Genomic DNA, 24,528 nt, shown 5'->3' with positions numbered 1-24,528 from the left:
TTCACAGTGTAATCAGGAGAACAAGCTGGACGATGAGCGCTAGAGGCAGCCCGAACAACAACACGAGAAGCTGACCCATTCTGATTTCAGCGACGTTCAGATCAGGAATGAACTCGATCGCGATCAGACCACATTCCATGAGCCCTCCCCCGGATTCTACCGGCCATACGCTTCATTTCCCAATGACAATTTTTGGCCCGCAATGGCCCCGTCTAGCCCTCGACTTCGAAGGTGAGCCCGGCGTTCCTAACCAGCCGCGATATCAGCTTCTCGCCCATTGCAGCGCCAGGAGTCCAGATGCCAGCAGGAACGTCGCTCGCGTCCTGCAGGAGGCAGATCGCGCATTCGGTGATCATTTTTGACGTCGATCCGTAGCCTGGGTCCCTGTCACCTCGAACTGCGACCGAGATCTTGCCGCGATCCTTGCTGCTCCCGATGAACAGAATGTCGTAACAACCGGCCTCACGCTCCGCCCTCGAGGGGCCCTCACCCGGCTTCGGACTGCCTTCTCCGCCGAACGATCTGTTATCCTCCGCAATCTTGGCGGCCGTAATCTCGCCCTGTTTGCCGGGACCGGCGACGATCATCTCGTCGTAAACGAAACCGGTCCCGTAAGGGTGCCCCATGAGCAAGTTGGAGCGATGGACGTTGCGGGTGTTGATCGGCGACATGATGAATGGCGCCGCCCAGGCGCCGAGGTCCTCGTCGAGCTCAATCTTCATCCCATGCGGCTGCTTCGGCCCGACAAAGCCGGGTGTCAGAAGGAAAGGATCCTTGAGCTGATCGAGCACCTTCGGATCACTCATCGCAGCAGCCATCGTCGCGCGTGAACTGGCTGCTGTTCCGCCCGAGAAAGTGCCCTTCATCACGCGGACCCGGCCTTTCACGTGCTCGGCCGGCACTCCCCACGCCTTCTTGGCGGCGCCCTGCAGGAAGGAGACGCCGAGTTCGAAAGGCACGGAATCGAAGCCGCACGAGAAGATGATGCGGGCCCCGCTCGATCGGGCATCTTTCTCATGGGCGTCGATCATGCTCCTCATCCAGACGGTCTCGCCGCTCAAGTCGAGATAGTCCGTGCCCGCGCGAGCGCATGCGGCCACCAATTTCGATCCGAAAAGCTGGAAGGGGCCGACCGTGGAGATCACGGCGCGGGTCGAGCGAGCCAGCGCTTGCAGCGAGGCTTCGTCGTCCGAGTCAGCCTTGATCAGGAATGTATCGTCGGGCGCGCCGATCTCGGCGCGGACAGCGGCGAGCTTCTCGGGGTCGCGGCCCGCCATTCCCCATTTGATTTTCTTTCCGTATCTCGCCGCGAGGTATTCGGCCACGAGTCGACCCGTGAAGCCACTTGCGCCAAAGACAATCAAATCGCAGGCGCTGTCGCGTACCATGTTCTTGCTCCATCGGCGCGCGGAGGGTTACCGCCCCCGCCGCGAATTCGCGGCTTCGACATGGCCCACCCTCCTCCATGAGGCTGAGCCGCGGTTTTTCATCGCTCTCTAGGCCTTGAGAAACATTCTGACTATACAGTATGTTTGTTAAGTGTAAAGTGGGGTCGCGCGCGACCGCCATTCACGGCTGAGATCCGGGCGCCGCCATCAACAGAACATCAGGTCTTCAAAATGGTCAGCTTGAAAAGCTTGTTCGATCTCTCTGGAAAAAAAGCCCTCGTGACCGGAGGCTCCCGTGGGCTTGGGCTTCAAATCGCCGAAGCGCTGGGCGAACAAGGAGCGGAGGTCGTACTGTCGTCGCGGAAGGCTTCGGATCTTGAAAAAGCACAGGCGCATCTCGCCAGCCGCGGAATCTCCGCGCAATGGATCGCAGCGGACAACTCCAGGGACGACGACATCTCGCGTCTCGTCGACGAGGCGCTCGGCAAGCTCGGGCGAATTGACATTCTCGTCAATAACGCGGGAGCGACATGGGGGGCTCCGACCGAGGACCACCCGATCGAGGCGTGGGACAAGGTCATGAACCTCAACATTCGCTCGCTCTTCCTCCTTAGCCAGCAGATCGGAAAACGCTCGATGATTCCGAACCGATACGGCCGGATCATCAATCTGGCGTCGATCGCAGGCCTGCTCGGCAGCACGAGCACGCCTCAAACGATCGCCTACAACACGAGCAAGGGCGCGGTGATCAACTTCACCAGGGCACTCGCCGGCAGCTGGGGGCGTTACGGCATCACGGTGAACGCGTTGGCGCCGGGCATGTTTCCTTCGAAAATGACCAAGGGCACAATCGAGCAGGTTGGCATGGAGAAGCTGACGGCAGGTGTACCTCTTCAGCGCATCGGTGACGAAGACGACCTGAAAGGCGCCGCGATGTTGTTCGCCAGCGACGCCGGCAAACATATCACCGGTCAGATCCTGCCCGTGGACGGCGGTTTAACGGCTGTACTGTCCTCATCCTAGCGATTAGCTATTATAGGCAGGCGAGAGCCCGCCTCTATCGGGTATTTTCTAAGATTGCAGGCGTGATCGCTGGGCGGCTCCTCTTCCGCTAGAAATCCGGATCCGAATGGAGGCTAACAGTTCGTCCTCTCTCGCAGCCCGTAGGCCGCTCTACTCGGGCGCCCGTAATCGTTCCGCTCACAGCCGCAGCTCGTGTTTCAAGACCTTGCCAGTACCGTTTCGCGAGAGGTCATCGACAGGAAGACGTGTTTGGGCTTCTTGTACCCCGCGATTCGCCCTTGAGCGGTCGCGATCACGTCTTCGATCGTCAACGGGCTGCCCGCCGGTCGTTCGACGAACGTCACGACAGATTCGCCGTAGACATCGTCCGGAAATCCGACGACGGCGGCGTCTGCAATGCCACGGTTGGTCAGCAAGGCCTGCTCGACCTCGTGTACACATTCAAGCCGCCGGTCATGATCATGTCCTTCTTGCAGTCCACGATATAGAGGTATCCAAGCTCGTCGCATCTTGCGATGTCGCCGGTATGCAGCCAGCCGTGCGAAGAAGGCGATGAGGCGGAGCTGATCTCCTCGGAATTGGAGTTTGCCGCTGCGCCCGCCCACTGAACGCGCCCTCAGGGCTGTCTCCAGGGTAGTCCCTCCGCCTTCCATCCGCTCTTCGTGCCGCGATGTCCATCTTCGTCGACATCGCCCTCGAATCCGCCAGCGAGACTGAAACACCGCGCAAACCCCGCCTCAAAGGCGGCCTTCGCGGCAGCAAGGCTTCTGCCGCCGGAGCGGCACATGAAAATGACTGGGTGGGCCGTATCGTACGTCGCCCTCAATTTCCCAATAAACTCGGAATTGACGCGCATCTCCGGAAAGACATGCCAGGAGATTTTTGCCACCGCCTTTCCGAGATCTGCAAGATCCGGCACTCCGACATAGGCCCATTCGGGCTCCGTCCGCACATCGACGAGCCGCGCGTGCTTTTGGGCAGCCAACAAGTCCCATGCTTGTCGCGGCGAGATTTCCGTCGTCATCGGTGTCACAGGGGAATGACGATCAGAATATCGACGTTCCGGGAATCCAGGATCACCACCCGCTTCCGGAAGCAGGGCTGACCATCCTCGATCACGACTTCGTCGAGGTATTTGCCGACTGCAAACAAATCCATGCGGCCGGTTTCCATGGTACGCACGATCTGGAAGTTCGACCGAGCCGATATCGCCACGTCCGATGTCGGCTCCAGAAACTCCGACCTGCCGATCATGTGGCTATAGGTGTGGGGCTCGAAAATGTTGGCCGAATAAAATGCCTTTACCCGGTCCTGCATCATACCCCTTCCGACACAACGCACGACGCCGATCGGAAGTCCCGCCTCATGGTTCTCGCGGGTCGTCACGTGATACAGCGCGTCCGACGTGAAGAACTGCGGCCAGGCATCCAGCCTCATGTCGTCGACCGAATGTGCGTAGGCCGTGATCAAGTCCACGACCTGGTCTCGCGTCGGTGCGGCCACCTGCTTTAAGGGCTTGTCGAGAACATTGTGCATCTCGCCTCTCCTCAGAAGCCCATGATGTGGCGATAGCCGTGCCAGAACCCGCGAACCGCGGTTTCCGTTGCGCGCGAGTTCCTTTCGGATTCCACTTCACGCCCCCCCATCTCGATGAACGACGACTGGTCGGGATCGGCGCGCGTTCCGCGCTGCACGAATTCGTTGATGCAGCCGTCCTCCAGGGAGACCAGGCCGGCAGCACCGGTCAGATTGCTTTGCATTACCCGCATGCTCGACTGTTCTTCGGTATCCCGCTCGTAACCGAGATAGATCCAGAACAACTCGGTCTGATCCACGCCGCGCGGGGCGAAAAAGCGGATCGCCAGAGAGTTCAGCGTAAACTGAATGCACATGTTGGGAAAGACGGTCTGGATACTGTGGGTGATGCCGTCGTCGAACTCCTCCCAGGCCTCGAGCAGGCCTGGACCATCGAGAGCGGATTCGTAGTTGGCCGAATGCACCTTCGCTTCCACATATTCGACCGCCTCCTGCATCTTCGCGCGGCGCGCGAAGCTCAGATGGTGCCACTTGCGCTCGGACAGTGTGATACCGCCGTCCATGTCGAGGCGGTTCACCTTGAAGGTCGTGTAGAACGTATGAAGTAGGGTCGCATGATAGGAATCGCGCAGGTTCTCGGCGTATAGCTTCCAGTTGTTGTGGATCATCTGGCTGTGCGTTCCGAGGATGCGCAGCGGCCGGCCGAGGTTACGCTTGATGAACGATGCCATCTCGGGACCGAGATAGGTCTCAACGTCCTCGATCTCGTCCGCAAAGGTCCCGAAGACCATCCCGCAGAACGATTCCACCCTCAACGGGCGGAGCCGGTGCTGCGCCGGATCAAAGTCCTCCGGCATGCCACCCTGACCGCGCACACCGTTACGGAAAGCAACGCCTTTGAGCTTGCCATCCAGTTCGTAATTCCAGGCGTGATAGACGCACGAGAGGCTCGCGACGTTGTCTTTCTTCTTCAGGCAAACCAGAGCGCCTTTGTGCGCGCAGCGATTGACCATCGCATGTATCTTGCCGTCGCGGTCGCGCGTAACGACAACCGGCGTTTCGCCGACGGTCGTGGTTCGGTAGTCTCCGGCATTCTGGATCTCGATGTCGAGGCACAGGAAATTCCAGGTCTTTCCCCTGAAGATCCGCTCCTGCTCCAGCTTGTAGATTTCGGGGTCGGTGAACAGACGGTACGGCGCGCGGGTTACGCCCTGCGGCGGCCAACGGAATTCCGATGCTTCGTTGCGGCCTGCTTGAACCGTCGGCGACATGCGATATTGCTCCCGCTTCGTTCACTTCAGAGACTTTCGGGAATACTAGGTATCGCTCTCGCCGAGCTCCAATACATTATTTCGCTGTATTGATAAGCACTCGCTATCACCAATTTGCATCAGTTTCGACCGGTTGGGCGCAAACCAGACGAACCCAGAGACGCTCTCGATTGAAAGCTATGACGAAACTCATCGCTTGCGCCTTGCACCGCTGGCCGATCTTGCAATGGCGGCTTTGTAGCCGCTCCGTCCGTGGAATCTTTCCATTTGGCGACAATCCGACGCACGCATATAGTTCTGATTTGGAATTTACCACAAAGCACACATGCGGGTAGCGACATGTCTCAGTCCACTCAACCTTCTATCCAGAACGTTGCGCTGATCGTCGGCGGAGGTCCGGGAATCAGCTCAAGTTGCGCGAGATTGTTCGCAGAGAATGGCATGCGTGTTGCCGTGGCGGCCAGGAACCCCGGAAAGGCGGTGCTCGAGACGCTTGAGAAGACGCATGGGGTACATCGATACGCCTGTGACGGGGGCGAACCGGCCGCTGTCGATCGGCTGTTCGAGAACATCGCGCAGGACCTCGGGACACCGAGGCTTGTCGTTCATAACATCGACGGCCGCGTCGCCGGCATTTTCCGCAAAGGCATTGTCGAAGCGGACCCAGGCATGGCGCTTGAGACGCTTCGCAACTCGGCGTTCAGCGCGTTCCTGGTCGGGCAACAAGCTGCCAAGGTCATGCTCGGAAACGAGCCCGACGCCAACGGGGCAAGAGGTACAATCATTTTCACAAATGCCAGCGCAGCGCTTAAAGGCTTCCCGTTAAGCGGCGCGTTTGCGATGGCATGTCATGCCAAGTCGGGACTCGCACAAAGTATGGCGAGGGAATTGATGCCACAAGGTATCCACGTGGCGAATGTGCCTATCGACGCCGCGATCGGCTGGACGCAGGAGGACGGGACCCGCGCCCACCGGTTGGCCGGAACGACCGTCAACGACAACATGGCCGACCCGGATCGCATCGCGGAAACCTATCTGCACCTACATCGCCAGCACCGATCGACCTGGGTCTTCGAGGTGGTGCTTCGGCCGTGGGTCGAAAAATGGTGACGAGTGCCGGCGCACGACGGCCGGCATCCGGAAGCTTCCGCCGGCTATTCTATCACGGATATGCCCGAGCTCTTGATAACGTCTCCCCATTTTTCGGTTTCATCCTTCATGAACCGACCGAACTCCGCCCCGAAGACCGTACCCGCTTGCGCGCCCGTTCCTTCCAGGCTCTTTCGAAAGCGCGGGTTCGACATGACCTGCTCAATGTCGGCTGTCATTTTTGACACGATGTCGGTCGGCGTTCCCGCTGGCGCCAAAACGCCGAACCAGGAAGATGCCTCGAAGTGAGCCAATCCGGCCTCCTCGAACGTCGGAACATCTGGCAGTGAGTCCAATCGTTTCAGGCTTGCAACAGCCAGGGCGCGAACCGTGCCCGCCTGCACCTGCGGGATGACGGTAGGCAGATTGTCGAAGAGAATGGGGACGTGTCCGGCTATGATGTCGTTCATGGCCGGCGCGGCGCCGCGATACGGGACGTGTCTGAGTTTGAGGCCCGTCATCTTCTTGAACAATTCAGCCGACAGATGATGCGTCGATCCGATTCCGGAGGAAGCGTAGTTCAGTTCATCCGATTGCTCCCTGGCGAACTTCAAGAGCTCATCGAGCGTGGAGATCGGCAGTCTTGGATTGACGATCAGGACGATTGGAACGGTTGCGAGCAGCGCGACGGGCGTGAAATCTTTCGGCGGATCGAACGGCAGTTTCTTGTAGAGCGATGGGTTTATGACGATTGGACCGGGCGAGGAGACCAGGTAGGTGTATCCGTCTGCCGCCGCGGACGCGGCGGCCTGGGTTCCGATATTTCCGCCGCCTCCCGGCTTGTTCTCCACGACAACATGTTGTTGCCACAGTTCGCTGAGCGCTTCCGCCAGAAAGCGCGCTGCCGCGTCGTTTGAACCTCCGGCGGGGTTCGGCACGATTAGTCGAACAGTCCGTGCCGGAAACGTCTCCGCTCCGGCGGCGCTCGCGTGGACGACGAGCGCGAGAGCAAGCAAACCCAGGACCACTCTTCTCAAGGCGCACTCCACATTGACTCAACAGGCACCACAATTCGGCGCCGCGTTCAGTTCCTGGTCAGTCAAGCGTGATGTTCAGGAGCTTCATAAAGGGCGCCCAACAGTCGGCCTCACTCTTCAAGAGCTTCTCCGGCGGCTGCAGACAATGTCAGAGCCGCGCGTCTCGCCGAGTGATAGGCCTTACCGCCACTTTGTTTCCCTCCCTGTCGCCCATCTTTAGAGGCGTTCAAAGGAGACTATCGAGCGGAGGGTTGGTGCAGCCAATAATGATTCACTCCAATTTAATAAGAAGATCGTATCAGCCGGGATCATCGTCATGGCGCCGGCCGCGCCAGCTTCCTCAACTGATCGAGGAATGCGACGACGGCAGGGGCGCGCTCTGACTTGCGATAGACCATGGCGAGATCGGAGTGCTGGTTGACCTTCGCCAACGGCCGATAGACTACCTCGTCAATCCGCAGCTTTCGAAGTGAATCGGGCACGAAGGCCACACCGAGACCACCCGCAACCAGTCCGGCAAGAGCCGTGAATTGTCCCGCGCGTTGCGTGATCTGAGGTGACAACCCGCCTGCGGCGCATATCTGGGCAACTTGCGCGTTGAAGCCGCTACCCTCCTGAATTTGCACGGCGACGAAAGGCTCGGACTTCAACGCGCTCAGCGCGACGTTCTTTTGCCGCGCGAGCCGGTGCCCGCGCGGGATCGCCAATATGATCGGCTCGCGGTGCAGCGACATGATCCCGACGCCGGTCGGCACTGACTTCACCGGAAGACGAAGGATGCCAAGATCAAGGCGACCGCTGCTGACGTCGTCCAATTGCTGGACGATCCCGACTTCGTTCAGGCGAAATTCTACGACAGGATTTTCGACGCGAAACCGGGCGATTGCCTTCGACAGGACGCCAGTGAAGATTGCCGACCCCACATATCCGATTTCGATGTGCCCCAGTTCGCCGCGACCCGCTTGGCGCGCAACCAGGGCGGTCTTTTCCGCTTGCTGAAGGGTCCTGATCGCCTCGTTCAGCGTGACCCGACCGGCTACCGTGAGCTTCACCGATCTCTTCGTCCGGTGGAAGAGCTCGACGTCGAGCTCGCGCTCGAGTGCCCGAATCTGCTGCGTGAGTGCCGGCTGCGCAATGCCCAGGCGCTCAGCCGCCCTTCCGAAATGCAATTCCTCGGCCAGAACAGACATGTATTTCAAGCGACGCAGTTCCACTCTCAGTCTCCCATGGCAACCTAGACCTTATGCGTGCAACGTTCACCCCGACCAAGTCATTCGTCGTTGAATAACTCCTAGCCAAATTGGCAGAAGTTCGTGGTGATAACCCAACCCTATTTATTTTCATGACCGACTTATTGGAGCCGCTGAGGCCTTCGGTCCTATGATGATTCCGGTCGCCAAGGTCCGCTGCCGAACGCTTCCTCTCGAGGCAACTGAGCAACGCCAGAACCCGCTCACCAACAATAACACTCTGGGAGACTTATCATGCCCTCGCGTCGCAGACTGATGAAGGCCGGCCTTGCTGCGGCCGCGTTCGCCGCTACCAACGTCAGTGCGCAGACCGCACACGAAACGGCGTCGCGGAGCAGCGCGAGCGGCGAGCTACCTCACAAGCTTACTATCATTTCGATCCGCCAGGAGGACGGGCGCGAAACCATGGGCGTGAAGACCGCAGTTGGCGTGCTCGACGTTGTCGCCGCGACCAAGCTCCTCGGACTCTCGGCACCGCTCACGCTGGAGGAGCTCCTCATCAACGCGGCCTATGCGGAAGTGAACATTCTCGTAGAGACTGCTCTCAAGGCGCCCAACGCGAAAGCGGCATTCCTCGATGAGTCGAAGATCAAGTTCGGACGTCTGTTCACCAGGCCCGGAAAAATCGTCTGCCTCGGGCTCAATTACCGAGAACACATCGAGGAAACGAGCCAGAAACTGCCTCCTCAACCCATCCTCTTCAACAAGTACAACAATTCGCTTGCGCCGCATATGGCGACGGTTCAACTCCCGCCCCGCGACGTTTGCTACAAGTTCGACTATGAGACCGAACTGGTCGTCGTAATTGGCCGGAAGGCAAGCAACGTCTCCATCGACGATGCTCTCTCATACGTTGCCGGATACGCCGTCGGTAACGATTTCACGTCCAGAGATCTGCAGCTGGAGAGAGCCGGCGGTCAGTGGATGGTCGGCAAGACGCTCGACGGCTTCGCTCCAATCGGCCCATATTTCGTGTCTGCGGATCAGATCGATCCCAACAATCTGAATCTAGAAACCCGGGTGAATGGAGAGGTGCGACAATCGTCGAACACCGCAAAATTGATCTTCAATCCTCAAAGGATTATCGCGCACGCGTCGCGGCTGTTCGCTCTCGAACCAGGGGACATCGTCTTCACCGGGACACCCTCGGGGGTGATCGCGGGATATCCCAAAGAGAAGCAGACTTGGTTGAAGGCGGGCGATAAGATCGAAAGCACAATCCAGGGACTTGGGACACTCTCATTCGTACTAGCTTGATGAGTGAATTCGTTTCTGAAAAGGTGATGTCCGGGGGTTATGAGGTGCAGCTGAGACCGCCCAGCCTTTCACCAACCGCCGCCGCTTCCAACACTCTTTCGTCTTGGTGGAGAAATTTGGATGTTTCGCTTTGACAACGTGATGATCGCGTTTGCAATCGCCGCGCTTTGGCTGTCACCCTTACAGGCGCAGCAAAATGGGGGCGCGCTGTCGACATCACAGACCGATCGTATGGCGGATATTCCCTATGGTCTTCAGACGAAAATCACCGTTGAACGCCAAGGACAGATCGTACTGATAGGAATCAATCGGCCATACATCGACAACCGGGTGGATCCAGAGTCAATGGAGAGCCTCGCCAGGGCATACTACGATTATGACCGAGACCCGTCGCTCCGCGCCGCGGTCCTGTTCGGTTACGGCCCGCGGTTCTCCAAAGGCATCGATGTCGAGGCCACCAAGTCGTTTTCTCAATCCGGAAGGAAATTGATGGATGGGCCGGGCTTCATCGATCCAATGGGTCGGACCAAGCCAACGCTCACCAAGCCGCTGGTGGTCGCGGTTCATGGCGATACCTGGAACCTGGCACATGAACTTTTCCTTGCTGCGGACATACGCGTCGCTTCGGAAGACACAGAATTCGGTCAGGACGAGAACACGCACGGCCGATTTCCCGGCGGCGGCGCGACGATCCGTTTTCCCAGGGAAGCCGGCTGGGGAAATGCCATGCGATACATTTTAACGGGTGACCATTGGGGAGCCAAAGAGGCCTTGCGGATGGGTACTGTTCAAGAATTGGCTCCAGACCGGGAAGCGGCGCTCGCGATGGCGATCGAAATTGCCAAGAAGATCGCTGCGAGCGGTCCGCTCGGCACCAAGGCGTCCCTAGCAACGTCTCACATGGCACTCGAAGGATCGGAGAGCGCGGCGCTGGTCGGGCTCGGCGAACAATATCGCGCGCTGCTTACGACGAGGGATTTCCAGGAAGGGCGGGACGCCGAGGCTCAGAGGCGTCCACCCGTCTACGAGGGACGCTGATTTGTTCAGAGTTTTTCTGACTTTTGTAGCCCTCAAGACCTGACGCCTTGAACGAGGCTGCCGCAGCGACCAAGCTCCTTCCGCAATCATGGATCGGCTCATGGCCTGCGACTTGTACAACCGCTTACTGGCCGCTTCTGCTTCTGACCAGTCGGCACCGAAAAGCAAGACGACGTCTCATTCAGCTATGCCGGACTCACGACTCTTACCGGCCGATTTCGCGAATTTTCCTGCGTCCAACCGCATCGGATCAAATCGCCGCGTTGCGGCAAGTTCGATAAGTCAGTCTCAAGCTTCGTGACGGTGCCGGCGACTCCCGATTTGGCTTAGATGCGGAAGAGTTCGCCGCTGGAAGGCGTTGACGTACAAAGGTCCATCCCGTCCGAACGCAATGCCATCAAGACCACCTTCAACCTGTCGTCTTGGACCCAGACTTCAAGCTCAGAAGATCCTTCTTGAAGCGAAGGACCTACGGCTGTGTTTGGACCCTTGACGCCAACGGCGTGGCGTCGTCCGAACGGACCCAGAGAAGGCCTGACTTCTGGTCGGCGCGAATGCCGAACTTTAATCGGGTATCGAAGTCCCGGACCTAATCCAGGCTCAGCCTCGGAGGCGCCGCTTTGCGCAAGATGCTGGCATAGAGCATTCTATCCGTTGTCGCTGTCAGACCTTCCGGGAGCGGCGATCCAGTTGGGATCGCGATCCGCGCGGACCCTCACTTGCAAATGAGGTCCCGGCTATGCCCACTATCGCCGCAGCGGCAGTTCGGCCGAGGTTTTGAAGGAAATCCGATTTCTAAGTTGACATGCCTCCCTCCGAGCTAGTCCGTACGGTCGAGGTTCACTTCGGAGGGATGTTCTCAGAGCGGCAGCCAGTGCCATCGATTTCGACTGCACGTCCGGGAGAGCCCGACTTCCCGGTTGCTGCGTCGGTGCAAGAGATCGCTCTCGACGTCCTCCTTTGCCAAAAATGGTCCGGAGGTGGTCATCGCCCTTCTGTCTCTCCCTAGATCTGTGCGAGATTTGCCCTTTCTCCGGTCCGATATCCCTCGCGCGACGTGACGCGCTCAAGATACGGAACGGCACTGTCGCAGATGCCGACGCCGTATTCGATCGCCCATGTCAGACAGGTCGTTAGCAATATGTCGGCTGTAGTGAACTGGTTTCCCATGAGGTACTGACGGCCGTCCGACAGGGCAACATCGACATGGCGAAGTTGCCCGCGAAAATACTCGGCGGCCTGGGTCACGACCTGAGGAGCTTCGCCGTAGATGTGCGCCAGCCCCTTGTTGGTGCCATGCCGCCTCATGACATACAGGCTCGTTGAATCCAATTCGGTTACGATGAAGAAGCACCACTCCAGCCACTTAGCGTAAAGATTTGGGCAGCTTGGAACGAGGGCGCCATCGGACGTCCGGTGCTTACTGGCGAGATATGCGACGATTGCAGCGCTTTCCCCGATGGTCAGGTCACCGTCCTGCAGAAGCGGAATCTTCTGTCGCGGATTCAGCGCCGTATATTCCGCCGTCTTGGTCTCTCCCGATCGCGGAAGGATCGGCCGGGACTGGTACGGAAGACCGAGTTCATGGAGCGCCCAATGCGCGCGAATGGTGCGCGACGTGCCGATACCCCACAGGATGAGATCATCTGTCATCACCACTTCTCCACCGATGGACGCAGATCGAGCTCGTGTGTCCAGCCGTCTCTGGATTGTTGGTGAGCAAACCAGTACGCCTCGGCGATGGACTCCGTTTTGGTCAGGCTATCGGCCGGAATTTCGCTGGCGCTGATTCCAGTTGCCGCCTTCATGCGCTGATGAATGGCTTCGCTGTCAACGCCCGCGTCGATCAAGAGATGGACGACGTGAATGTTCTTCGGCCCAAGCTCACGGGCCATCGCTTGGGCGACGGCCCGCAAGCCGAACTTCGCCGCCGAAAACGCCGCAAAACCCTTTCCGCCTCGTACGCTGGCGGTCGCGCCGGTGAAAAGCATCGTACCCCGTCCACGTCCGGACATGTGCTTCGCCGCCTCGCGACCCACCAGAAAGCCCGCGTAGCAAGCAAGTTCCCAAGCCTTGAAGAACAGCTTCTCCGTCGTCTCCAGCAACGGCTTGTTCACGTTCGATCCAGCGTTGAAGAGGCACACTTCGATCGAACCGACATCTCTCTCGACATCCGCGAATAGTTTCTGAACTTCGTCTTCCTTGCGCGCATCGACGCTGTAAGCGCGGACGTCATGTCCAGCGGCGCCGAGTTCGTCAACCAGTGCTTGGGATTTGGCAGCCTCGCGCCGTGCGATGCAAACCTTGTATCCGCCTCGCACAAAACGGCGCGCCACGGCTGCGCCTATGGCGTCCCCTGCACCAACCAGTAGGGCTACCCCGCTTGGATTCACCATTGCTATCTCCAAAACCAAATCTATTTGGACGCCGCGCGGACAGCTTTGTCTGCGATCATCGCGTCGATCGCGCTATCGGTGTAACCGAGTTCGCGCAGCACGACGCGCGAGTGTTCACCCACTCGTGGCGCCGGACCACCGATGACGGCCTTGTTGACCTCGAAGATGGCCGCAGGCTTCGGCTGCCGCACTCGCCCTACCGTCGGCTGGTCGAACTCTTCAATCAGACCGCGCGCCACGACCTGCTCGTTCTGGACGATTTCGCCGCGGCGCAAGATCGGCGCGCAAGGCACGTCGTTCTCGTCGAGCCGCTTCAACCACTCGACCGTGGTGTGCTTTCCGATGTATTCCTGCATCTTGTTGATCCGCGCGGTGGCGTTTACAAAGCGCGCTCCCGGTGTGGCAAACCGCTCGTCCTGGGCCAGCATCGGATCGCCAGACGCCTTGCAGAAGCCCTGCCATTCCGAGTCGGAGATTGTGCCGCAGGTGATATAACCGTCGAGCGTCTTGAACACGAGGTCTGGACGGTCGTTGGGATCCGTGGTCGTGGCTTCGGCGCCGACCACCGTGTATTGCATCATGCCCTCCGGCCACAGATACGAGATCATGGCATCCAGCATTGCCACCTGGATGTGGTCCCCCTGCCCGGTCCTCTCCCGCGCATAAAGCGCCGAGGACACCGCCTGCGCTGTGAACAGCGAGGTTGTTTTGTCGCAGACGATGGTGCGGATCATCTGCGGGCGATTGGTCACCGGCTGCGACTGGATGTCGGCAAAGCCGGACAGCGCCTGGACGATCGGATCGTAGACGCGCTTCTTCACATACGGCCCTGAGTCGCCGACTCCGCTGATCGAGACATAGATCAGCCGCGGATACTTCTTGCGCAGTTCCTCCTGGCCAAGCCCGAGGCGCTCCATCGTGCCGGGACGGAAGTTCTGCACCAGCACGTCCGCTTGTGCCGCGAGCTTTGCCAGCACCTCACGGCCCGTCTTGCTCTTGATATCGATCGAAAGCGAGCGCTTGCCGCGATTGCACGATACGAATAGCGCCGAGAATTCACCGGCCGCGTCGATCAGCGTCCGGCTCCGGCGGGTACCGTCGCCGCTGGTCGGTTCGATCTTGAGCACATCCGCTCCCTGATCCGCCAGAAACATGGTCGCATATGGACCCGACACCACAGCTGTCAGATCCAGGACGCGCACTCCACTCAAAGGCCCTCGCATTTCTTCACTCCTCGGTCGACGCTTGGTCTTTAGCTTCAATCTCACACGCTCAAATACGTGCGCCTGATATCGTTATTTGCGATCAGCGATTCCGTGTCGCCGGCGAATTGAACCCGTCCCTGACTGAGCACGTAGACATAGTCAGCCAGTTGGGTCGCAAGGTGATAGTTCTGCTCCACCAGCAGAAGGGCGGTCCCGGATGCCTTGATGTCCTTGAGCACGGCTTCGAGCTTCTCGATGATCACCGGCGCCAGGCCTTCGCTGGGCTCATCGAGTATCATCAGGTCAGGACCAGCCACCAGCGCCCGCCCAACAGCCAGCATCTGCTGCTCACCGCCAGATAATTGTCCGCCGAGACTCCTGCGCCGTTCGGCGAGGCGGGGAAAGATCTCGAACACATACGCGATGGGCTTACGTCGGGGCCGGTGTTTCGACGCGCCATAGGCAATGGCAAGATGCTCCTCGACAGTCACGGTCGGGAAAATGCCGCGATCCTCCGGCACGAAAGCAATGCCGGATCTCACAATCCGATGCGTCGACAGCCGTGTGATATCAATTTCATTGAAGACGACGCGGCCACGCCGCGCGGGCGTCAGCCCCAATATCGAGCGCAGCGTCGTCGTCTTGCCCGCACCGTTGCGGCCGAGCACCGCCACGCACTGCGCGGTGGTCACAGAGAGATCAACGCCTTGCAGGATATGGCCTTCGCCATAGTAGGTGTGAAGGTGCTCGACCTTAAGCATGGCGCCGCCCCAGATAAGCCTCGATAACCTGAGGATTGGACTGGATCTGGTCCTTCGTCCCGGTTGCGAGCACCCTGCCGTAACTCAGCACCGTGATGATGTCGCAGATCGCAAACACGACATCCATATCGTGCTCCACAAGCAGAATGGTCAATTCCGGTGACAAGCCGTTGATCAGCTTGATCAGACTGTTGCGCTCGTCAGGCGACGTGCCCGCCGCCGGCTCGTCCATCAGTAAGATCTTCGGCTCCGCACATAATGCGATCGCCACTTCGAGTTGACGTTTCTGCCCGTAGGATAGTTCGTTGACTTTCCGATCCAGCACGGTGTCCAAATGCATCTGCTCGGCCGCGCGGCGAGCTTTCCGAATGACGTCGGAAAACGACCGGGATGACCGGAACACCGAATGGCGCGACGCATCGAGGGCCTGACATGCAACGCGCAGGTTCTCCAGAACCGTGACACTCTCGAGCAGCATGTTCTTCTGAAAGGAGCGCGAAAGGCCGCCCCGCGTGACGAGGTCGGGTCGGCCCTGCTGCACCGGAACGCCCTGAATGAGAATTTCACCGCTGGTGGGCGGCTGCCATCCCGTGATGATGTTGAACAGCGTGGTCTTTCCGGCGCCGTTGGGGCCGATCACCGCATGGCGCTGGCCGGGCGGTACCTTAAGATCGAGGTCACTGATGACCTGGAGACCGCCGAAAGCCTTGCGCAGGTTTCTGATCTCGAGTGCACTCATTGCCGTTTTCCGATCAGCGTGCTGATAAAGCCGAGAACACCACCACGAAAAAGTGCAACCACAAGCATGAAGAAAATGCCGAAGAACAGATTGTACTCTTCCGTAATCATGCTCAGCGCCTGCTTGACCACCACGAAGACCGTGGCTCCAACAAACGGCCCAAGAACGACATTGGCGCCGCCGATGATGACCATCAGCACGCCCTCACCGCTCATCTGCCAGCTCATTGCGTCGGGATTGACGAAGTAGGTGTACTGCGACTGAAGAATACCCGCGACCGCACAGATCACGGCGGCCAACGCGAATGATCCGATCTTGTAGTTGGCTACCGAGTATCCCATCGACATCATGCGACGCTCGTTTTCACGAATGCCGACGAGTACGCTGCCAAAAGGCGACGTTACGATCCGCCACAGCATCAACAGGGAGAGGACCGCGACAGCAAGTACGTAGTAATAAAAGACGGTCGGGTTGTCTGCGCTCACGCCGAGCAGCGACAGATCCGGCCGCGGGATTCCCGTCATGCCATCCGACCCGTTGGTCCAGCGCAGCTTGATTGCGGCACCATAGAACATCTGCGAGAACGCCAGTGTGATCAGGAGAAATTCGACGCCACGCGTCCGGGTGCAAATCGCACCGATTGGCGCCGCAATCGCGGCCACGACCACCAGCGTGACGGGGGCAGAGATCCACAGCGGCCAGCCCAACAGCGCCGTTCCGATCGCAATGCCGTATCCACCGAACCCGAGAAACATCGCCTGTCCGAGCGACACGAGACCGGTGTAGCCGGTCAGAAGATTGATGCCAGATGCAAATACCCCCGCGATCATGGCTTCAACTGCCAGTGTCATGACGTAGCCAGACACGAACGATGGCAGCGCGCACAAGCTGACAGCAAAAAGTGCGAACAACGCAGCGTATGCACGACGTGAAGCTGGAAGCGGCAGACGCTTCAGCACGCCGATTCTCTGCTCGCTCGAGAGGGCGACATCTGCGCTCATGCAATCCTCCCGACCGCGCCAAAAAGACCCTGCGGACGAAAGATCATCACGGCTATCAGAAGAATATAGATCGCAAACAGCTCGGCTTCCGGAACGTAGGCCTGGGCAAACGTATCCGTCATGCCGACGATGAGTGAGGCGTAGAACGACCCCTTGAGATTGCCGAGACCGCCCACCACCACGACGACAAAAGTCGTAACGACAATTCCGATGCCCATGCTGGAATAGATGCTCATGACCGGGGCCGAGACGACTCCGGCAAATCCGGCGAGTGCGGAGCCAAATCCGAATACCAGCGCGAACAACATGTTGATGTTGATGCCGAGGGCCGTGACCATCTCGCGGTTGTCGACCCCGGCCCGCAGCGTGGCCCCGACGCGCGTGCGGTCGATTACCAGGACGAGTGCGACGCCGATGGCGATGCCAACCGCGATGATGAACAGCCGATAGATCGGATACTCCATTCCCAGCAGGCCGACGCGGCCCTTCAGGAGGTCAGGCGTAACAATGCTGTGAAACGCCGATCCGAAGACGTGCTCGACTGCTCCGGCAGTCGCGAACAGCAGCCCGAACGTCAGCAGCGCGAGATCGAGATGCGTCGAGCGGCCGCGCTGAGCCAGGGGTTGCAGGACGAAGAACTGCAGGGCGAAGCCGGCCACGAACGGCAGCAGCGGACCTATGAGCAGCGCGAGCCAGAACGAACCCGTGCTGTTGGCGACGACCAACCCGAAATAGGCCCCCATCGTAAAGAAGGCGCCGTGAGCCAAATTGAGAATGTTCATCAGCCCGAAGATCAACGTAAGGCCGACGGCGAGAAGGAAGACCAACATGCTCAATTGCACGCCGTTGAGAAGTTGGATCAGGAAAGGCTGCATGCTTCACCCAAATTCGAGAGACGCGGGCCCCGCCGGGCGAAGCCTGCCTCGGATCAGAACGACTTCGTGCAACCCGGCAGATCGCCGGCGCCCGGAAACTGGTCCAGGGGCTTACGCTGCATCTTGCCGTCGGGACCTTTGACGATCTCGACCACATAGACCTTCTCGAGCAATGCGCTGTTCTGCGCATTGAACTTGATCTTCCCGCGCGGTGAATCGAACGTAAGGTCTCGCATGGTCGAGATGAACTTCGCACGGTCTTCCGGCATCTCGCCACCGAGCGTTTCGAGCGTGAGCATGATCGCCTTGCCGTTGTCGTAACCAAGCGCTGCGCTCACGTCGGGATCTTGCTTGTATTTCGCGTTGTAGGCCTTGACGAACTTCTGGTTCACCTCGGTTTCGATGCCGGGGTAGTGCGTGGCGACGTGCTGGGCATTGAGCGCGAGATCGCCGAGTGCGGGCCACAACGCCTCGTCGTAAACCCAGTGATCGCCGATGAACGGGATCTTGCTTCGCAGGCCGAAGTCCGCGTGCTGCTTGACGACCTGGATTGCTTCCGCGCCCGCATAGAATGCGTAGATGATTTGCGCGCCGGAGTTGGCAGCCTGCGTCAGTGCGGCGCTGTAGTCTTTGGTCTTCTGGAACGGCGTCCAGATTTCCTCGATCACCTTTCCGCCGTTGTCTTCAAAGCCGCGTTTGAAGCCACCGATGAATGCGCGGCCGGCGGAGTAATCAGGCCCCATCGTCACGGCGGTCTTGATCCCCTTGCTTGCCCAGTACTTGCCGGAGGCATATTCGAATCCGTTGGCGCTGAACGAGGTGCGCGCAATGTATGGGCTGCAGAACTTACCGGTGATCTCGTCCGCAAAAGCGTTCACGAACACCATCGGCATCTTGTTCTTGTCGGCGAGTTCCGAGACGGCAATGCCAACATTCGAGCCGACGACACCGGCAACGAGATCGACCTTGTCCGACTGAACGAACTTGTTGAATCTTTGAACGCCCACGCTCGGCGTCAGTTCGTCGTCCGCGCGGATGATCTCGATGCGACGGCCGTTGATCTTGCCGCCGTACTCTTCCAGTGCGATTTGAAAGCCGCGATCGATGCTTTCCGCCGGAACTGCATAGACGCCCTTGTACGGCAGCATCAGGCCGATCTTGATGGCGCCCTTCTCCTGCGCGTAGGTCGGCACGCCGGCCGATGCGGCGAGACCGATCGCTCCGGTGAGCCCAATAAGCGCATACCCCTTGAAAGAAACTGCCATTCTGCTCTCCCTTGTGCCGGCCGGTTCCGCCCGCAAACTTCCCTTGAGCCACGGCAAAGCGGCCGGGGTCTGCGTGATTCTTATGGGAGAGTGTTAGATCGCGAATCTGATCCTGGCTTGCAGGATAGCGCCAGGGCTTCCGTAAAAGCGCCATTTAGACCCGAAAGCCGAAGGGGGTGTTGCCTATGACAGGCAACGTTGACGGAATGCGGATGGAGTGATGCCGGTCGCCTTCTTGAAGCGCGTCGAGAAATGCTGGGCGTCATTGAAACCGATCGCAAGGGCTATATCGGTGATACTGTCTGCCGTTTCCGACAGCCGCCGCTTCGCCTCGTCGATCCGAAGCGAAAGAACGTAGCTGTATGGCGTCAGCCCGACGCTTTCCTGAAATGCGCGCAGGAAGTGCCGCTTGCTTAAGCCGGCGATTTCGGAGAGTTCGGCGAGAGTTATCGGCTGGGTAAGGTTCTCGCGCACATACTCCTCGACATACCGCAAGCTTCGGCCTGGCAAACCACCGCGCAGTTTGTTGCATGGCTGCTGACTTCGCTCGCTGACGCGAGAAATGTGAGCCAGCGCCTGGATCGACCATCCTTCCGCCATGAGACTGAAAACATTGTCCGGCGAGGTCGCTTCGCGGCAAAGTTCGGCGAGGCCACGCGTCAATCCATCGTGCTCAAAAGCGATCGTGCAGTTCGTGATCGCGTGCTGCAGGCGTTCGCCCACGAAAGATGGATTCAAGAAAACCACGGTGTAATCGAGGGTCGGTCCTACGTTCCACTCACCTTCGATCTCGGTTGCGGCAGGAAAGATTGCGAGCTTAGATTTTCCCGGGAATCGGCGCTCGACCGGACGCCCGTCAATCGTCGCTCTTAAGCGTTCGGCCCCCTTGCCGAACCAGAACAAAGACAGCTCAGGCTGACGAAAATGCCAATGCATGCGCCCGACCGTCTCCCTGCGAAGAATTTCGATCCGCATGCTCGGCGTATCGGTGATGATGGAGGACACCAGATCGCCGCCAACCAACCGAACGTAGTTGTCACCGATGGTTTCCATCGCAAATCCTCATTGCAATCATGAGTACCAAATTAGAATGCACGAAACTCGAGGAAGAAGCGAGGCGCTTTGTTTGTGCGCTGCGGCATAACCCCATTACCAACACCTATTGCAGGTCACGCCGACTGCCTCTTCGCTTGGGATGTCGGCTACACGAAGCAACGACTAGTCCAGGGACATGTCCGTGCTGTAGGCGACTAGTCGCGGCGCTATACAAAAGATGCAGTGCCTCAGCAGCTCCCTTCTCAAAATTCGCAATTCCCCTTTTATGGGATGCGTAAGAAGTCCCCTGGCCACGCCAATTAGCCCATCCTGAATCTCGGGGACGGCTTCGATAAAGCTCTTGTGCCCGAAAAATTGGCAGTAAAGCCTTGGTTGTACTCGAAAGCGATTCGCAACCTACTATGAGCAACGACGGACAAATTGGGCTGCATACGGCTGAGGCTGCCGCGCTCGGCTTCTACTTTCAAACGTTCTTCGCGCTCGAGACTTTGGTCACGCAGAGTGCGGATGATGCCTCGATCGCGGTGGAACGTCTTGACGACGTCGAGCTGAGCGCTGACGGCCACACGTTGCTCTATCAGCTGAAGCACTCAATCAGCGCGACACCCCCGCCGATCTCAGTGAAGGCGCGTGCGCTCTGGCGCACGGTCAAGGTTTGGGTCGATATCCTACCTACGCTCACCCTTTCAGACACAACGTTGCACTTAGTTGCAATCGGCGAGATTCCCAAAGACAGCCCTCTGCAAGCTCTGACGAGTCTTGAGACGGACCGCTCCGCGCTAGTGGCCGCGATGGTAGATGAAGCGCAGCGGGTCGTCGATGCCCGGTCCGAGGCGAAGAAATCCGGAAAGCCCTTACCCTACGGTGATCGAGTAGATGGCGCCGAAGCATTCATGGGTCTTTCGAACACCGAACGTCTTAATCTTATGCGCCGCGCTCTGGTGAAGCAAAACAGCTCAACGATCGACAAGATTGAGGGCCAAGTTGCGGATCACCTGAAATTACTCCCGGTCGATCAACGGCCACTTGTCGCCAAGCGCCTGATCGAGTGGTGGGACAGACAGATAATCTACTCACTCTGTGGCAAGCGTGAACGCGCGATAGCCCGGACGGAGCTGCAGGCCCAGATCATGGCGATTGTTGCCGACTTAGAGCAGGGCAAGCTCTTCGCAGAGTTCGAAACAGCGACTCAACCAAAGGATTACCAGCCCGACGGCATGCTTGCTCGCCAAATTGAACTTGTGGAGGGGAAACCTTCCGACCTAATGAAGGCGATCCGGGAGGAGTGGAAGGCCCGAGAGCAGCGAGCGAGTTGGATAAGCGCGAACTCGGCGATGGCCTCCACCATCACCGAATATGATCTGATACTGCAAGAACACTGGTCCGATCGTCACATGCAGATGTGCGAGGATTGCTCAAAGCAAGACGATAGTAAGCGCAAAGAGGGTCTGAAACTGCTTCGCTGGACGCATGACGAGGCTCCCCTCTCCGTCCGGCCGATAGCAGAGGGTTGGACCGCGCCCTACTACGTGCGCGGTAGCTACCAAGTGCTTGCCATTAACCTAACCGTAGGCTGGCATCCTGATTTTACCGATCTGCTCAGGGGCGACGCATGACTGTTGCTCATGACGTATTCGCCGAGACTAATCCGGCTTTTTGTACCTATGTGCTAACTGCCTTTGTGACATCCTATCTTTCCATCAAGAAAGACGGACCAGAGCTACCGATCTCGTATATGGCGCTGCCACTAGCTTTATCGGGAGATCTGGCATCCACGTTCACCGGCACCAATAAAAACACAGGCCTATTGGAGTGGCTGGAGCGAAATCCGCGCGTTCATGTAGGACTATCGATCCGCATCAATGCATCCATGAACATCGTTACCGATGCCATCCGATTTGCGTGCTTCGCTCGGATATTGCATCTCAACGAAGCGGGATGTCTACAGCTCGGGCCGAGTAAGTTGAAGAAGAGTGCGGTAAAGGCGCTGAGTGATGAGCCAGCCCAATCGATAAAGCACGCCGAACGGCTTGGCTTTTGGTTTGCGATGGCTGGTTCAACAAGAACTGTCTTCAACGTTATGGAACTCACGGTATGAGCCGCTGGAACATAGCAACCATTTTTTTCTTGGGTGCCTCTGGTCAACGTCGCGACGTGTCGTTGATGCCTGGGTCGGTCAACATCATTACCGGTGCCTCAGGCACGGGAAAATCCACGCTGATTAAAGCGATCGACTATTGCCTCGGCTCCAGCAACTGTGAACTGCCAGCTCATATACGCCGTCGCAGCATCGCAGTTGGGGTGAAGTGGGTTTTGGACGAGGCCGAGATGATCATCGGCCGGGTCATCCCGCCGGTGGGACAGGCGACCAGCACACGGATGTTCGCCGCTTCGGGCCGAAATCTGACGCTACCAACGACACTCGAAGAGTTTGACGGAACAACGACGCTCGACGCAGCCAAAGCGTTCATCGAGCGCGTGTTCGGAATCGGGGATGTGCGTGAAGAGCCCGAGCCAGGTGCCGGCCATCGGGGTCGAGCTACCGTTCGCTTCGTCACCCCCTATATGTTTGTCACTAAGGAGGTCATAGACAGTGAAACGGTCCTGCTCCACGGACTAGAAAGGGCTGAGAAGGCGCGCGATATCGTCGCGACCATGCCATATTTTCTTCGCGCCACCGACGAGGCGACGGCGATGGATGAGCAACGGTTGCGGCAACTGCAGCGCGCTCTCGACCGGGAGGAAGCGAAGGCTAGGTCACGAGAGGCAGCGGAGACTGCGTTGAAGCAGCGGGCGACGAGCCTGCTGACAGAAGCACATCGCATAGGTATAGCCAGTGCGCCCTCGCCTGACTCCAGCGAAGCAGAGCTATTGGGACAGCTGGAGACTGTGGCCAGCGTCCAATTGGAGGCAAATGCCTATCCTTCCGAGGGCGAGCTGGCTGCGCTTCACAGCAGACGTCGGGAGATCTTGTCCGGGCTGGAGGAAGCACGGCGCCAATTGCGAGCAACTCAAACAGCGATACGTGAGGCTACAGGCTTCGGAAGAGCGGTCTCCCGCCAGCGCGAGAAGCTTATGCTGGCTGAGCATCTTCAGATCCATGATATCACATCTGTCTGTCCAGTCTGCGAGGCCCCCTCAGAACGCGGTCGCGCCACGGCAAGTGCCCTTCAGTCTATCTTGACTAGGGTGCGCGCAGAGAGCGCAGCAGTAGAACGAGTAAAACCGCGGTTGGTAGAGCACGATCGCGCTTTAGACGAACAGATCCGAGATCTGAATGCCCAACTTCGACAAGTAGATGACCAAATCCAGACGTGGCTTCGCCAGACTGACGAGACGCGCCGGTTGGCCGATCTCGCGCAAGTTAGGGCACATCTACTGGGGCGCGTCTCTTTCTTCCTTGAGGCAAGCATTGATGAACCGCGCCAAGCCTCTAGGGATTTGAATGTCCTTCGAGCCGAGATCGCTGAGCTAGAGGCGCGCGTCGATCGCGAGGCGAAGAAGATCAAGCTCCAAAGAGCCGAGCGAAAAATCTCACAATTCGCGTCTGAGGCTTTCGCAGCGCTGCCAACCGTGGCCCCATGTATCGGATCAGAACTTGAGTTTTCGTCCCGAGAACCAGAGGTGGCAGTGATCGAGGCAGAAAGCGCAGCTGTGCTTCGAATGTCGGACGTCGGATCAGACCAGAATTACCTCGCCATTCACATTGCGCTTTCCTTCGCTTTGCAAAGGTATTTTGAGATGGTGGAAGCCCCAGTTCCGGGGCTTCTCGTCCTCGACCAAATCAGCCGCCCCTATTTTCCGACTAGTGGCGAGGAACAACAGGACGAGGCTGAAATTGCCGGCGGTGAGGAAGATGAGGATGTGCAGGCCATGCGGCGGCACATCAATTTTCTTTTCGAGGAAACCGCTCGACGTGTTGGATTACAGGTGCTCCTGATCGAGCACGCATATTTCGCTGACGACGCGCGTTACGTTGCTGCGACTCGGGAGCGCTGGACTCGTGCTTCAGGGCGCGCGCTCATACCCTTTGATTGGCCAACACGGAGCGACGGATAAATCGCCTTTTGCAAATTCGAAGTATGGGGCGGATTGCCCAGTGGGGGCTACGTCGAATAAAAAAATGGTCCTACTCCGGCAGCGCAATCATCACGCCGACAGCATCGAGTTCGAACACGATGGTTGCTGGTTGGTAGCTGGACCGCTTCTGCTCCGAAGCGCGAAGTCAAAAACACCTTGAATCATGGTGCGCCCGGAACGATTCGTATCCATTCGGCGTAGGCCGCAGGGTTACCGCTTGAGCAGTCCAGGGTTCTCTTTGTAGAAGCTGATCAGCTCGAT

At 58.6% G+C, this 24,528-nt stretch carries 23 protein-coding genes; 7 read left to right on the top strand and 16 right to left on the bottom strand.

Going from position 1 to position 24,528, the window contains the following annotated elements; translation table 11 throughout:
• Positions 1-212: 212 nt before the first annotated feature.
• Entirely contained in the window at positions 213-1,388 is a 1,176-nt protein-coding gene (locus JQ604_RS02880; protein WP_212352804.1) for a saccharopine dehydrogenase family protein, read from the bottom strand.
• 231 nt (positions 1,389-1,619) lie between these two features.
• On the opposite strand from JQ604_RS02880, the gene JQ604_RS02875 reads away from it, so the two are divergent.
• Positions 1,620-2,411, top strand: a complete 792-nt coding sequence (locus JQ604_RS02875; RefSeq protein ID WP_212352802.1) for an SDR family oxidoreductase — start codon at positions 1,620-1,622, stop codon at positions 2,409-2,411.
• 197 nt (positions 2,412-2,608) lie between these two features.
• Here the strand turns inward: JQ604_RS02875 and JQ604_RS41415 are convergent, their stop codons facing one another.
• The 4 genes from JQ604_RS41415 to JQ604_RS02855 form a co-directional block, all read right to left on the bottom strand.
• Positions 2,609-2,920, bottom strand: a complete 312-nt coding sequence (locus tag JQ604_RS41415; protein ID WP_433996224.1) for an AMP-binding enzyme — start codon at positions 2,918-2,920, stop codon at positions 2,609-2,611.
• Positions 2,921-3,027: 107 nt separating this feature from the next.
• Positions 3,028-3,435, bottom strand: a complete 408-nt coding sequence (locus JQ604_RS02865) for a rhodanese-like domain-containing protein (protein ID WP_212352799.1) — start codon at positions 3,433-3,435, stop codon at positions 3,028-3,030.
• Between the two features lie 5 nt (positions 3,436-3,440).
• A complete protein-coding gene (locus JQ604_RS02860; RefSeq protein WP_212352797.1) occupies positions 3,441-3,947 on the bottom strand; it encodes an aromatic-ring-hydroxylating dioxygenase subunit beta in 507 nt (168 codons plus the stop codon).
• Positions 3,948-3,958: 11 nt separating this feature from the next.
• The gene (locus JQ604_RS02855) at positions 3,959-5,218 is read right to left on the bottom strand and encodes a Rieske 2Fe-2S domain-containing protein (protein WP_212352795.1); all 1,260 of its coding nucleotides are present in this window, start codon (positions 5,216-5,218) and stop codon (positions 3,959-3,961) included.
• A 339-nt stretch (positions 5,219-5,557) separates the two neighbouring features.
• Between JQ604_RS02855 and JQ604_RS02850 the strand changes: the two genes are divergently transcribed.
• The gene (locus tag JQ604_RS02850; RefSeq protein ID WP_212352793.1) at positions 5,558-6,328 is read left to right on the top strand and encodes an SDR family oxidoreductase; all 771 of its coding nucleotides are present in this window, start codon (positions 5,558-5,560) and stop codon (positions 6,326-6,328) included.
• Positions 6,329-6,372: 44 nt separating this feature from the next.
• Here the strand turns inward: JQ604_RS02850 and JQ604_RS02845 are convergent, their stop codons facing one another.
• Together JQ604_RS02845 and JQ604_RS02840 are read right to left on the bottom strand one after the other, a co-directional pair.
• The gene (locus JQ604_RS02845; RefSeq protein ID WP_349631052.1) at positions 6,373-7,335 is read right to left on the bottom strand and encodes a Bug family tripartite tricarboxylate transporter substrate binding protein; all 963 of its coding nucleotides are present in this window, start codon (positions 7,333-7,335) and stop codon (positions 6,373-6,375) included.
• Positions 7,336-7,658: 323 nt separating this feature from the next.
• On the bottom strand, positions 7,659-8,558 hold the full coding sequence (locus JQ604_RS02840) for a LysR substrate-binding domain-containing protein (RefSeq protein ID WP_212352789.1): 900 nt from the start codon (positions 8,556-8,558) through the stop codon (positions 7,659-7,661).
• A gap of 270 nt (positions 8,559-8,828) precedes the next feature.
• Here JQ604_RS02840 and JQ604_RS02835 point away from each other — a divergent pair, with 270 nt between their 5' ends.
• Positions 8,829-9,851 (top strand): fumarylacetoacetate hydrolase family protein, encoded by a 1,023-nt coding sequence (locus JQ604_RS02835; protein WP_212352787.1) that lies wholly within the window; start codon positions 8,829-8,831, stop codon positions 9,849-9,851.
• A gap of 120 nt (positions 9,852-9,971) precedes the next feature.
• Complete coding sequence (locus tag JQ604_RS02830) at positions 9,972-10,889, top strand: enoyl-CoA hydratase-related protein (RefSeq protein WP_249157965.1); 918 nt, start codon at positions 9,972-9,974, stop codon at positions 10,887-10,889.
• A 1,005-nt stretch (positions 10,890-11,894) separates the two neighbouring features.
• Here the strand turns inward: JQ604_RS02830 and JQ604_RS02825 are convergent.
• The 9 genes from JQ604_RS02825 to JQ604_RS02785 all read right to left on the bottom strand — a co-directional run bounded on the left by JQ604_RS02825 (position 11,895) and on the right by JQ604_RS02785 (position 20,184).
• Positions 11,895-12,542 (bottom strand): glutathione S-transferase family protein, encoded by a 648-nt coding sequence (locus tag JQ604_RS02825; protein ID WP_212352785.1) that lies wholly within the window; start codon positions 12,540-12,542, stop codon positions 11,895-11,897.
• Entirely contained in the window at positions 12,542-13,285 is a 744-nt protein-coding gene (locus JQ604_RS02820) for an SDR family NAD(P)-dependent oxidoreductase (RefSeq protein ID WP_212352783.1), read from the bottom strand. The genes JQ604_RS02825 and JQ604_RS02820 overlap by 1 nt, the downstream gene beginning before the upstream one ends.
• A 20-nt stretch (positions 13,286-13,305) precedes the next feature.
• On the bottom strand, positions 13,306-14,508 hold the full coding sequence (locus JQ604_RS02815) for a CaiB/BaiF CoA transferase family protein (RefSeq protein ID WP_212353847.1): 1,203 nt from the start codon (positions 14,506-14,508) through the stop codon (positions 13,306-13,308).
• Between the two features lie 41 nt (positions 14,509-14,549).
• On the bottom strand, positions 14,550-15,251 hold the full coding sequence (locus JQ604_RS02810; RefSeq protein ID WP_212352781.1) for an ABC transporter ATP-binding protein: 702 nt from the start codon (positions 15,249-15,251) through the stop codon (positions 14,550-14,552).
• Complete coding sequence (locus JQ604_RS02805) at positions 15,244-15,990, bottom strand: ABC transporter ATP-binding protein (RefSeq protein WP_212352779.1); 747 nt, start codon at positions 15,988-15,990, stop codon at positions 15,244-15,246. Before JQ604_RS02805 ends, JQ604_RS02810 begins: the two co-directional genes overlap by 8 nt.
• Positions 15,987-16,991 carry a branched-chain amino acid ABC transporter permease gene (locus tag JQ604_RS02800; protein WP_212352777.1) on the bottom strand — a complete coding sequence of 335 codons (1,005 nt, stop codon included), beginning with the start codon at positions 16,989-16,991 and terminating at the stop codon, positions 15,987-15,989. The genes JQ604_RS02805 and JQ604_RS02800 overlap by 4 nt, the downstream gene beginning before the upstream one ends.
• A complete protein-coding gene (locus JQ604_RS02795) occupies positions 16,988-17,866 on the bottom strand; it encodes a branched-chain amino acid ABC transporter permease (RefSeq protein ID WP_212352776.1) in 879 nt (292 codons plus the stop codon). The genes JQ604_RS02800 and JQ604_RS02795 overlap by 4 nt, the downstream gene beginning before the upstream one ends.
• Positions 17,867-17,919: 53 nt before the next feature.
• Positions 17,920-19,188, bottom strand: coding sequence for an ABC transporter substrate-binding protein (locus JQ604_RS02790; RefSeq protein ID WP_249157964.1), 1,269 nt, complete (start codon positions 19,186-19,188; stop codon positions 17,920-17,922).
• Positions 19,189-19,314: 126 nt separating this feature from the next.
• Complete coding sequence (locus JQ604_RS02785) at positions 19,315-20,184, bottom strand: helix-turn-helix domain-containing protein (RefSeq protein WP_212352774.1); 870 nt, start codon at positions 20,182-20,184, stop codon at positions 19,315-19,317.
• Positions 20,185-20,588: 404 nt separating this feature from the next.
• On the opposite strand from JQ604_RS02785, the gene JQ604_RS02780 reads away from it, so the two are divergent.
• The 3 genes from JQ604_RS02780 to JQ604_RS02770 are packed head-to-tail and all read left to right on the top strand — an operon-like array spanning position 20,589 to position 24,246.
• Positions 20,589-21,803, top strand: a complete 1,215-nt coding sequence (locus JQ604_RS02780) for an ABC-three component system protein (RefSeq protein ID WP_212352772.1) — start codon at positions 20,589-20,591, stop codon at positions 21,801-21,803.
• Positions 21,800-22,285 (top strand): three component ABC system middle component, encoded by a 486-nt coding sequence (locus JQ604_RS02775; RefSeq protein ID WP_212352770.1) that lies wholly within the window; start codon positions 21,800-21,802, stop codon positions 22,283-22,285. The genes JQ604_RS02780 and JQ604_RS02775 overlap by 4 nt, the downstream gene beginning before the upstream one ends.
• Positions 22,282-24,246 carry a DUF3732 domain-containing protein gene (locus JQ604_RS02770; RefSeq protein ID WP_212352768.1) on the top strand — a complete coding sequence of 655 codons (1,965 nt, stop codon included), beginning with the start codon at positions 22,282-22,284 and terminating at the stop codon, positions 24,244-24,246. Before JQ604_RS02775 ends, JQ604_RS02770 begins: the two co-directional genes overlap by 4 nt.
• Positions 24,247-24,528: the final 282 nt, after the last annotated feature.

It is taken from the genome of Bradyrhizobium jicamae (assembly GCF_018130695.1).
GTDB lineage: Bacteria > Pseudomonadota > Alphaproteobacteria > Rhizobiales > Xanthobacteraceae > Bradyrhizobium > Bradyrhizobium jicamae_B.
Note: the sequence above shows the minus strand (reverse complement) of the source record. Positions and strands in the feature narration are given on the sequence as shown.

What these genes read in the sequence shown, in the direction of transcription:
- JQ604_RS02820 (WP_212352783.1), bottom strand. Translation starts at nt 13,285, where the DNA reads ATGGTGAATCCAAGCGGGGTAGCCCTACTGGTTGGTGCAGGGGACGCC.
- JQ604_RS02830 (WP_249157965.1), top strand. Translation starts at nt 9,972, where the DNA reads ATGTTTCGCTTTGACAACGTGATGATCGCGTTTGCAATCGCCGCGCTT.
- JQ604_RS02795 (WP_212352776.1), bottom strand. Translation starts at nt 17,866, where the DNA reads ATGCAGCCTTTCCTGATCCAACTTCTCAACGGCGTGCAATTGAGCATG.
- JQ604_RS02825 (WP_212352785.1), bottom strand. Translation starts at nt 12,542, where the DNA reads ATGACAGATGATCTCATCCTGTGGGGTATCGGCACGTCGCGCACCATT.
- JQ604_RS02855 (WP_212352795.1), bottom strand. Translation starts at nt 5,218, where the DNA reads ATGTCGCCGACGGTTCAAGCAGGCCGCAACGAAGCATCGGAATTCCGT.
- JQ604_RS02770 (WP_212352768.1), top strand. Translation starts at nt 22,282, where the DNA reads ATGAGCCGCTGGAACATAGCAACCATTTTTTTCTTGGGTGCCTCTGGT.
- JQ604_RS02815 (WP_212353847.1), bottom strand. Translation starts at nt 14,508, where the DNA reads ATGCGAGGGCCTTTGAGTGGAGTGCGCGTCCTGGATCTGACAGCTGTG.
- JQ604_RS02860 (WP_212352797.1), bottom strand. Translation starts at nt 3,947, where the DNA reads ATGCACAATGTTCTCGACAAGCCCTTAAAGCAGGTGGCCGCACCGACG.
- JQ604_RS41415 (WP_433996224.1), bottom strand. Translation starts at nt 2,920, where the DNA reads ATGCGACGAGCTTGGATACCTCTATATCGTGGACTGCAAGAAGGACAT.
- JQ604_RS02865 (WP_212352799.1), bottom strand. Translation starts at nt 3,435, where the DNA reads ATGACGACGGAAATCTCGCCGCGACAAGCATGGGACTTGTTGGCTGCC.
- JQ604_RS02880 (WP_212352804.1), bottom strand. Translation starts at nt 1,388, where the DNA reads ATGGTACGCGACAGCGCCTGCGATTTGATTGTCTTTGGCGCAAGTGGC.
- JQ604_RS02805 (WP_212352779.1), bottom strand. Translation starts at nt 15,990, where the DNA reads ATGAGTGCACTCGAGATCAGAAACCTGCGCAAGGCTTTCGGCGGTCTC.
- JQ604_RS02810 (WP_212352781.1), bottom strand. Translation starts at nt 15,251, where the DNA reads ATGCTTAAGGTCGAGCACCTTCACACCTACTATGGCGAAGGCCATATC.
- JQ604_RS02835 (WP_212352787.1), top strand. Translation starts at nt 8,829, where the DNA reads ATGCCCTCGCGTCGCAGACTGATGAAGGCCGGCCTTGCTGCGGCCGCG.
- JQ604_RS02785 (WP_212352774.1), bottom strand. Translation starts at nt 20,184, where the DNA reads ATGGAAACCATCGGTGACAACTACGTTCGGTTGGTTGGCGGCGATCTG.
- JQ604_RS02780 (WP_212352772.1), top strand. Translation starts at nt 20,589, where the DNA reads ATGAGCAACGACGGACAAATTGGGCTGCATACGGCTGAGGCTGCCGCG.
- JQ604_RS02775 (WP_212352770.1), top strand. Translation starts at nt 21,800, where the DNA reads ATGACTGTTGCTCATGACGTATTCGCCGAGACTAATCCGGCTTTTTGT.
- JQ604_RS02850 (WP_212352793.1), top strand. Translation starts at nt 5,558, where the DNA reads ATGTCTCAGTCCACTCAACCTTCTATCCAGAACGTTGCGCTGATCGTC.
- JQ604_RS02875 (WP_212352802.1), top strand. Translation starts at nt 1,620, where the DNA reads ATGGTCAGCTTGAAAAGCTTGTTCGATCTCTCTGGAAAAAAAGCCCTC.
- JQ604_RS02800 (WP_212352777.1), bottom strand. Translation starts at nt 16,991, where the DNA reads ATGAGCGCAGATGTCGCCCTCTCGAGCGAGCAGAGAATCGGCGTGCTG.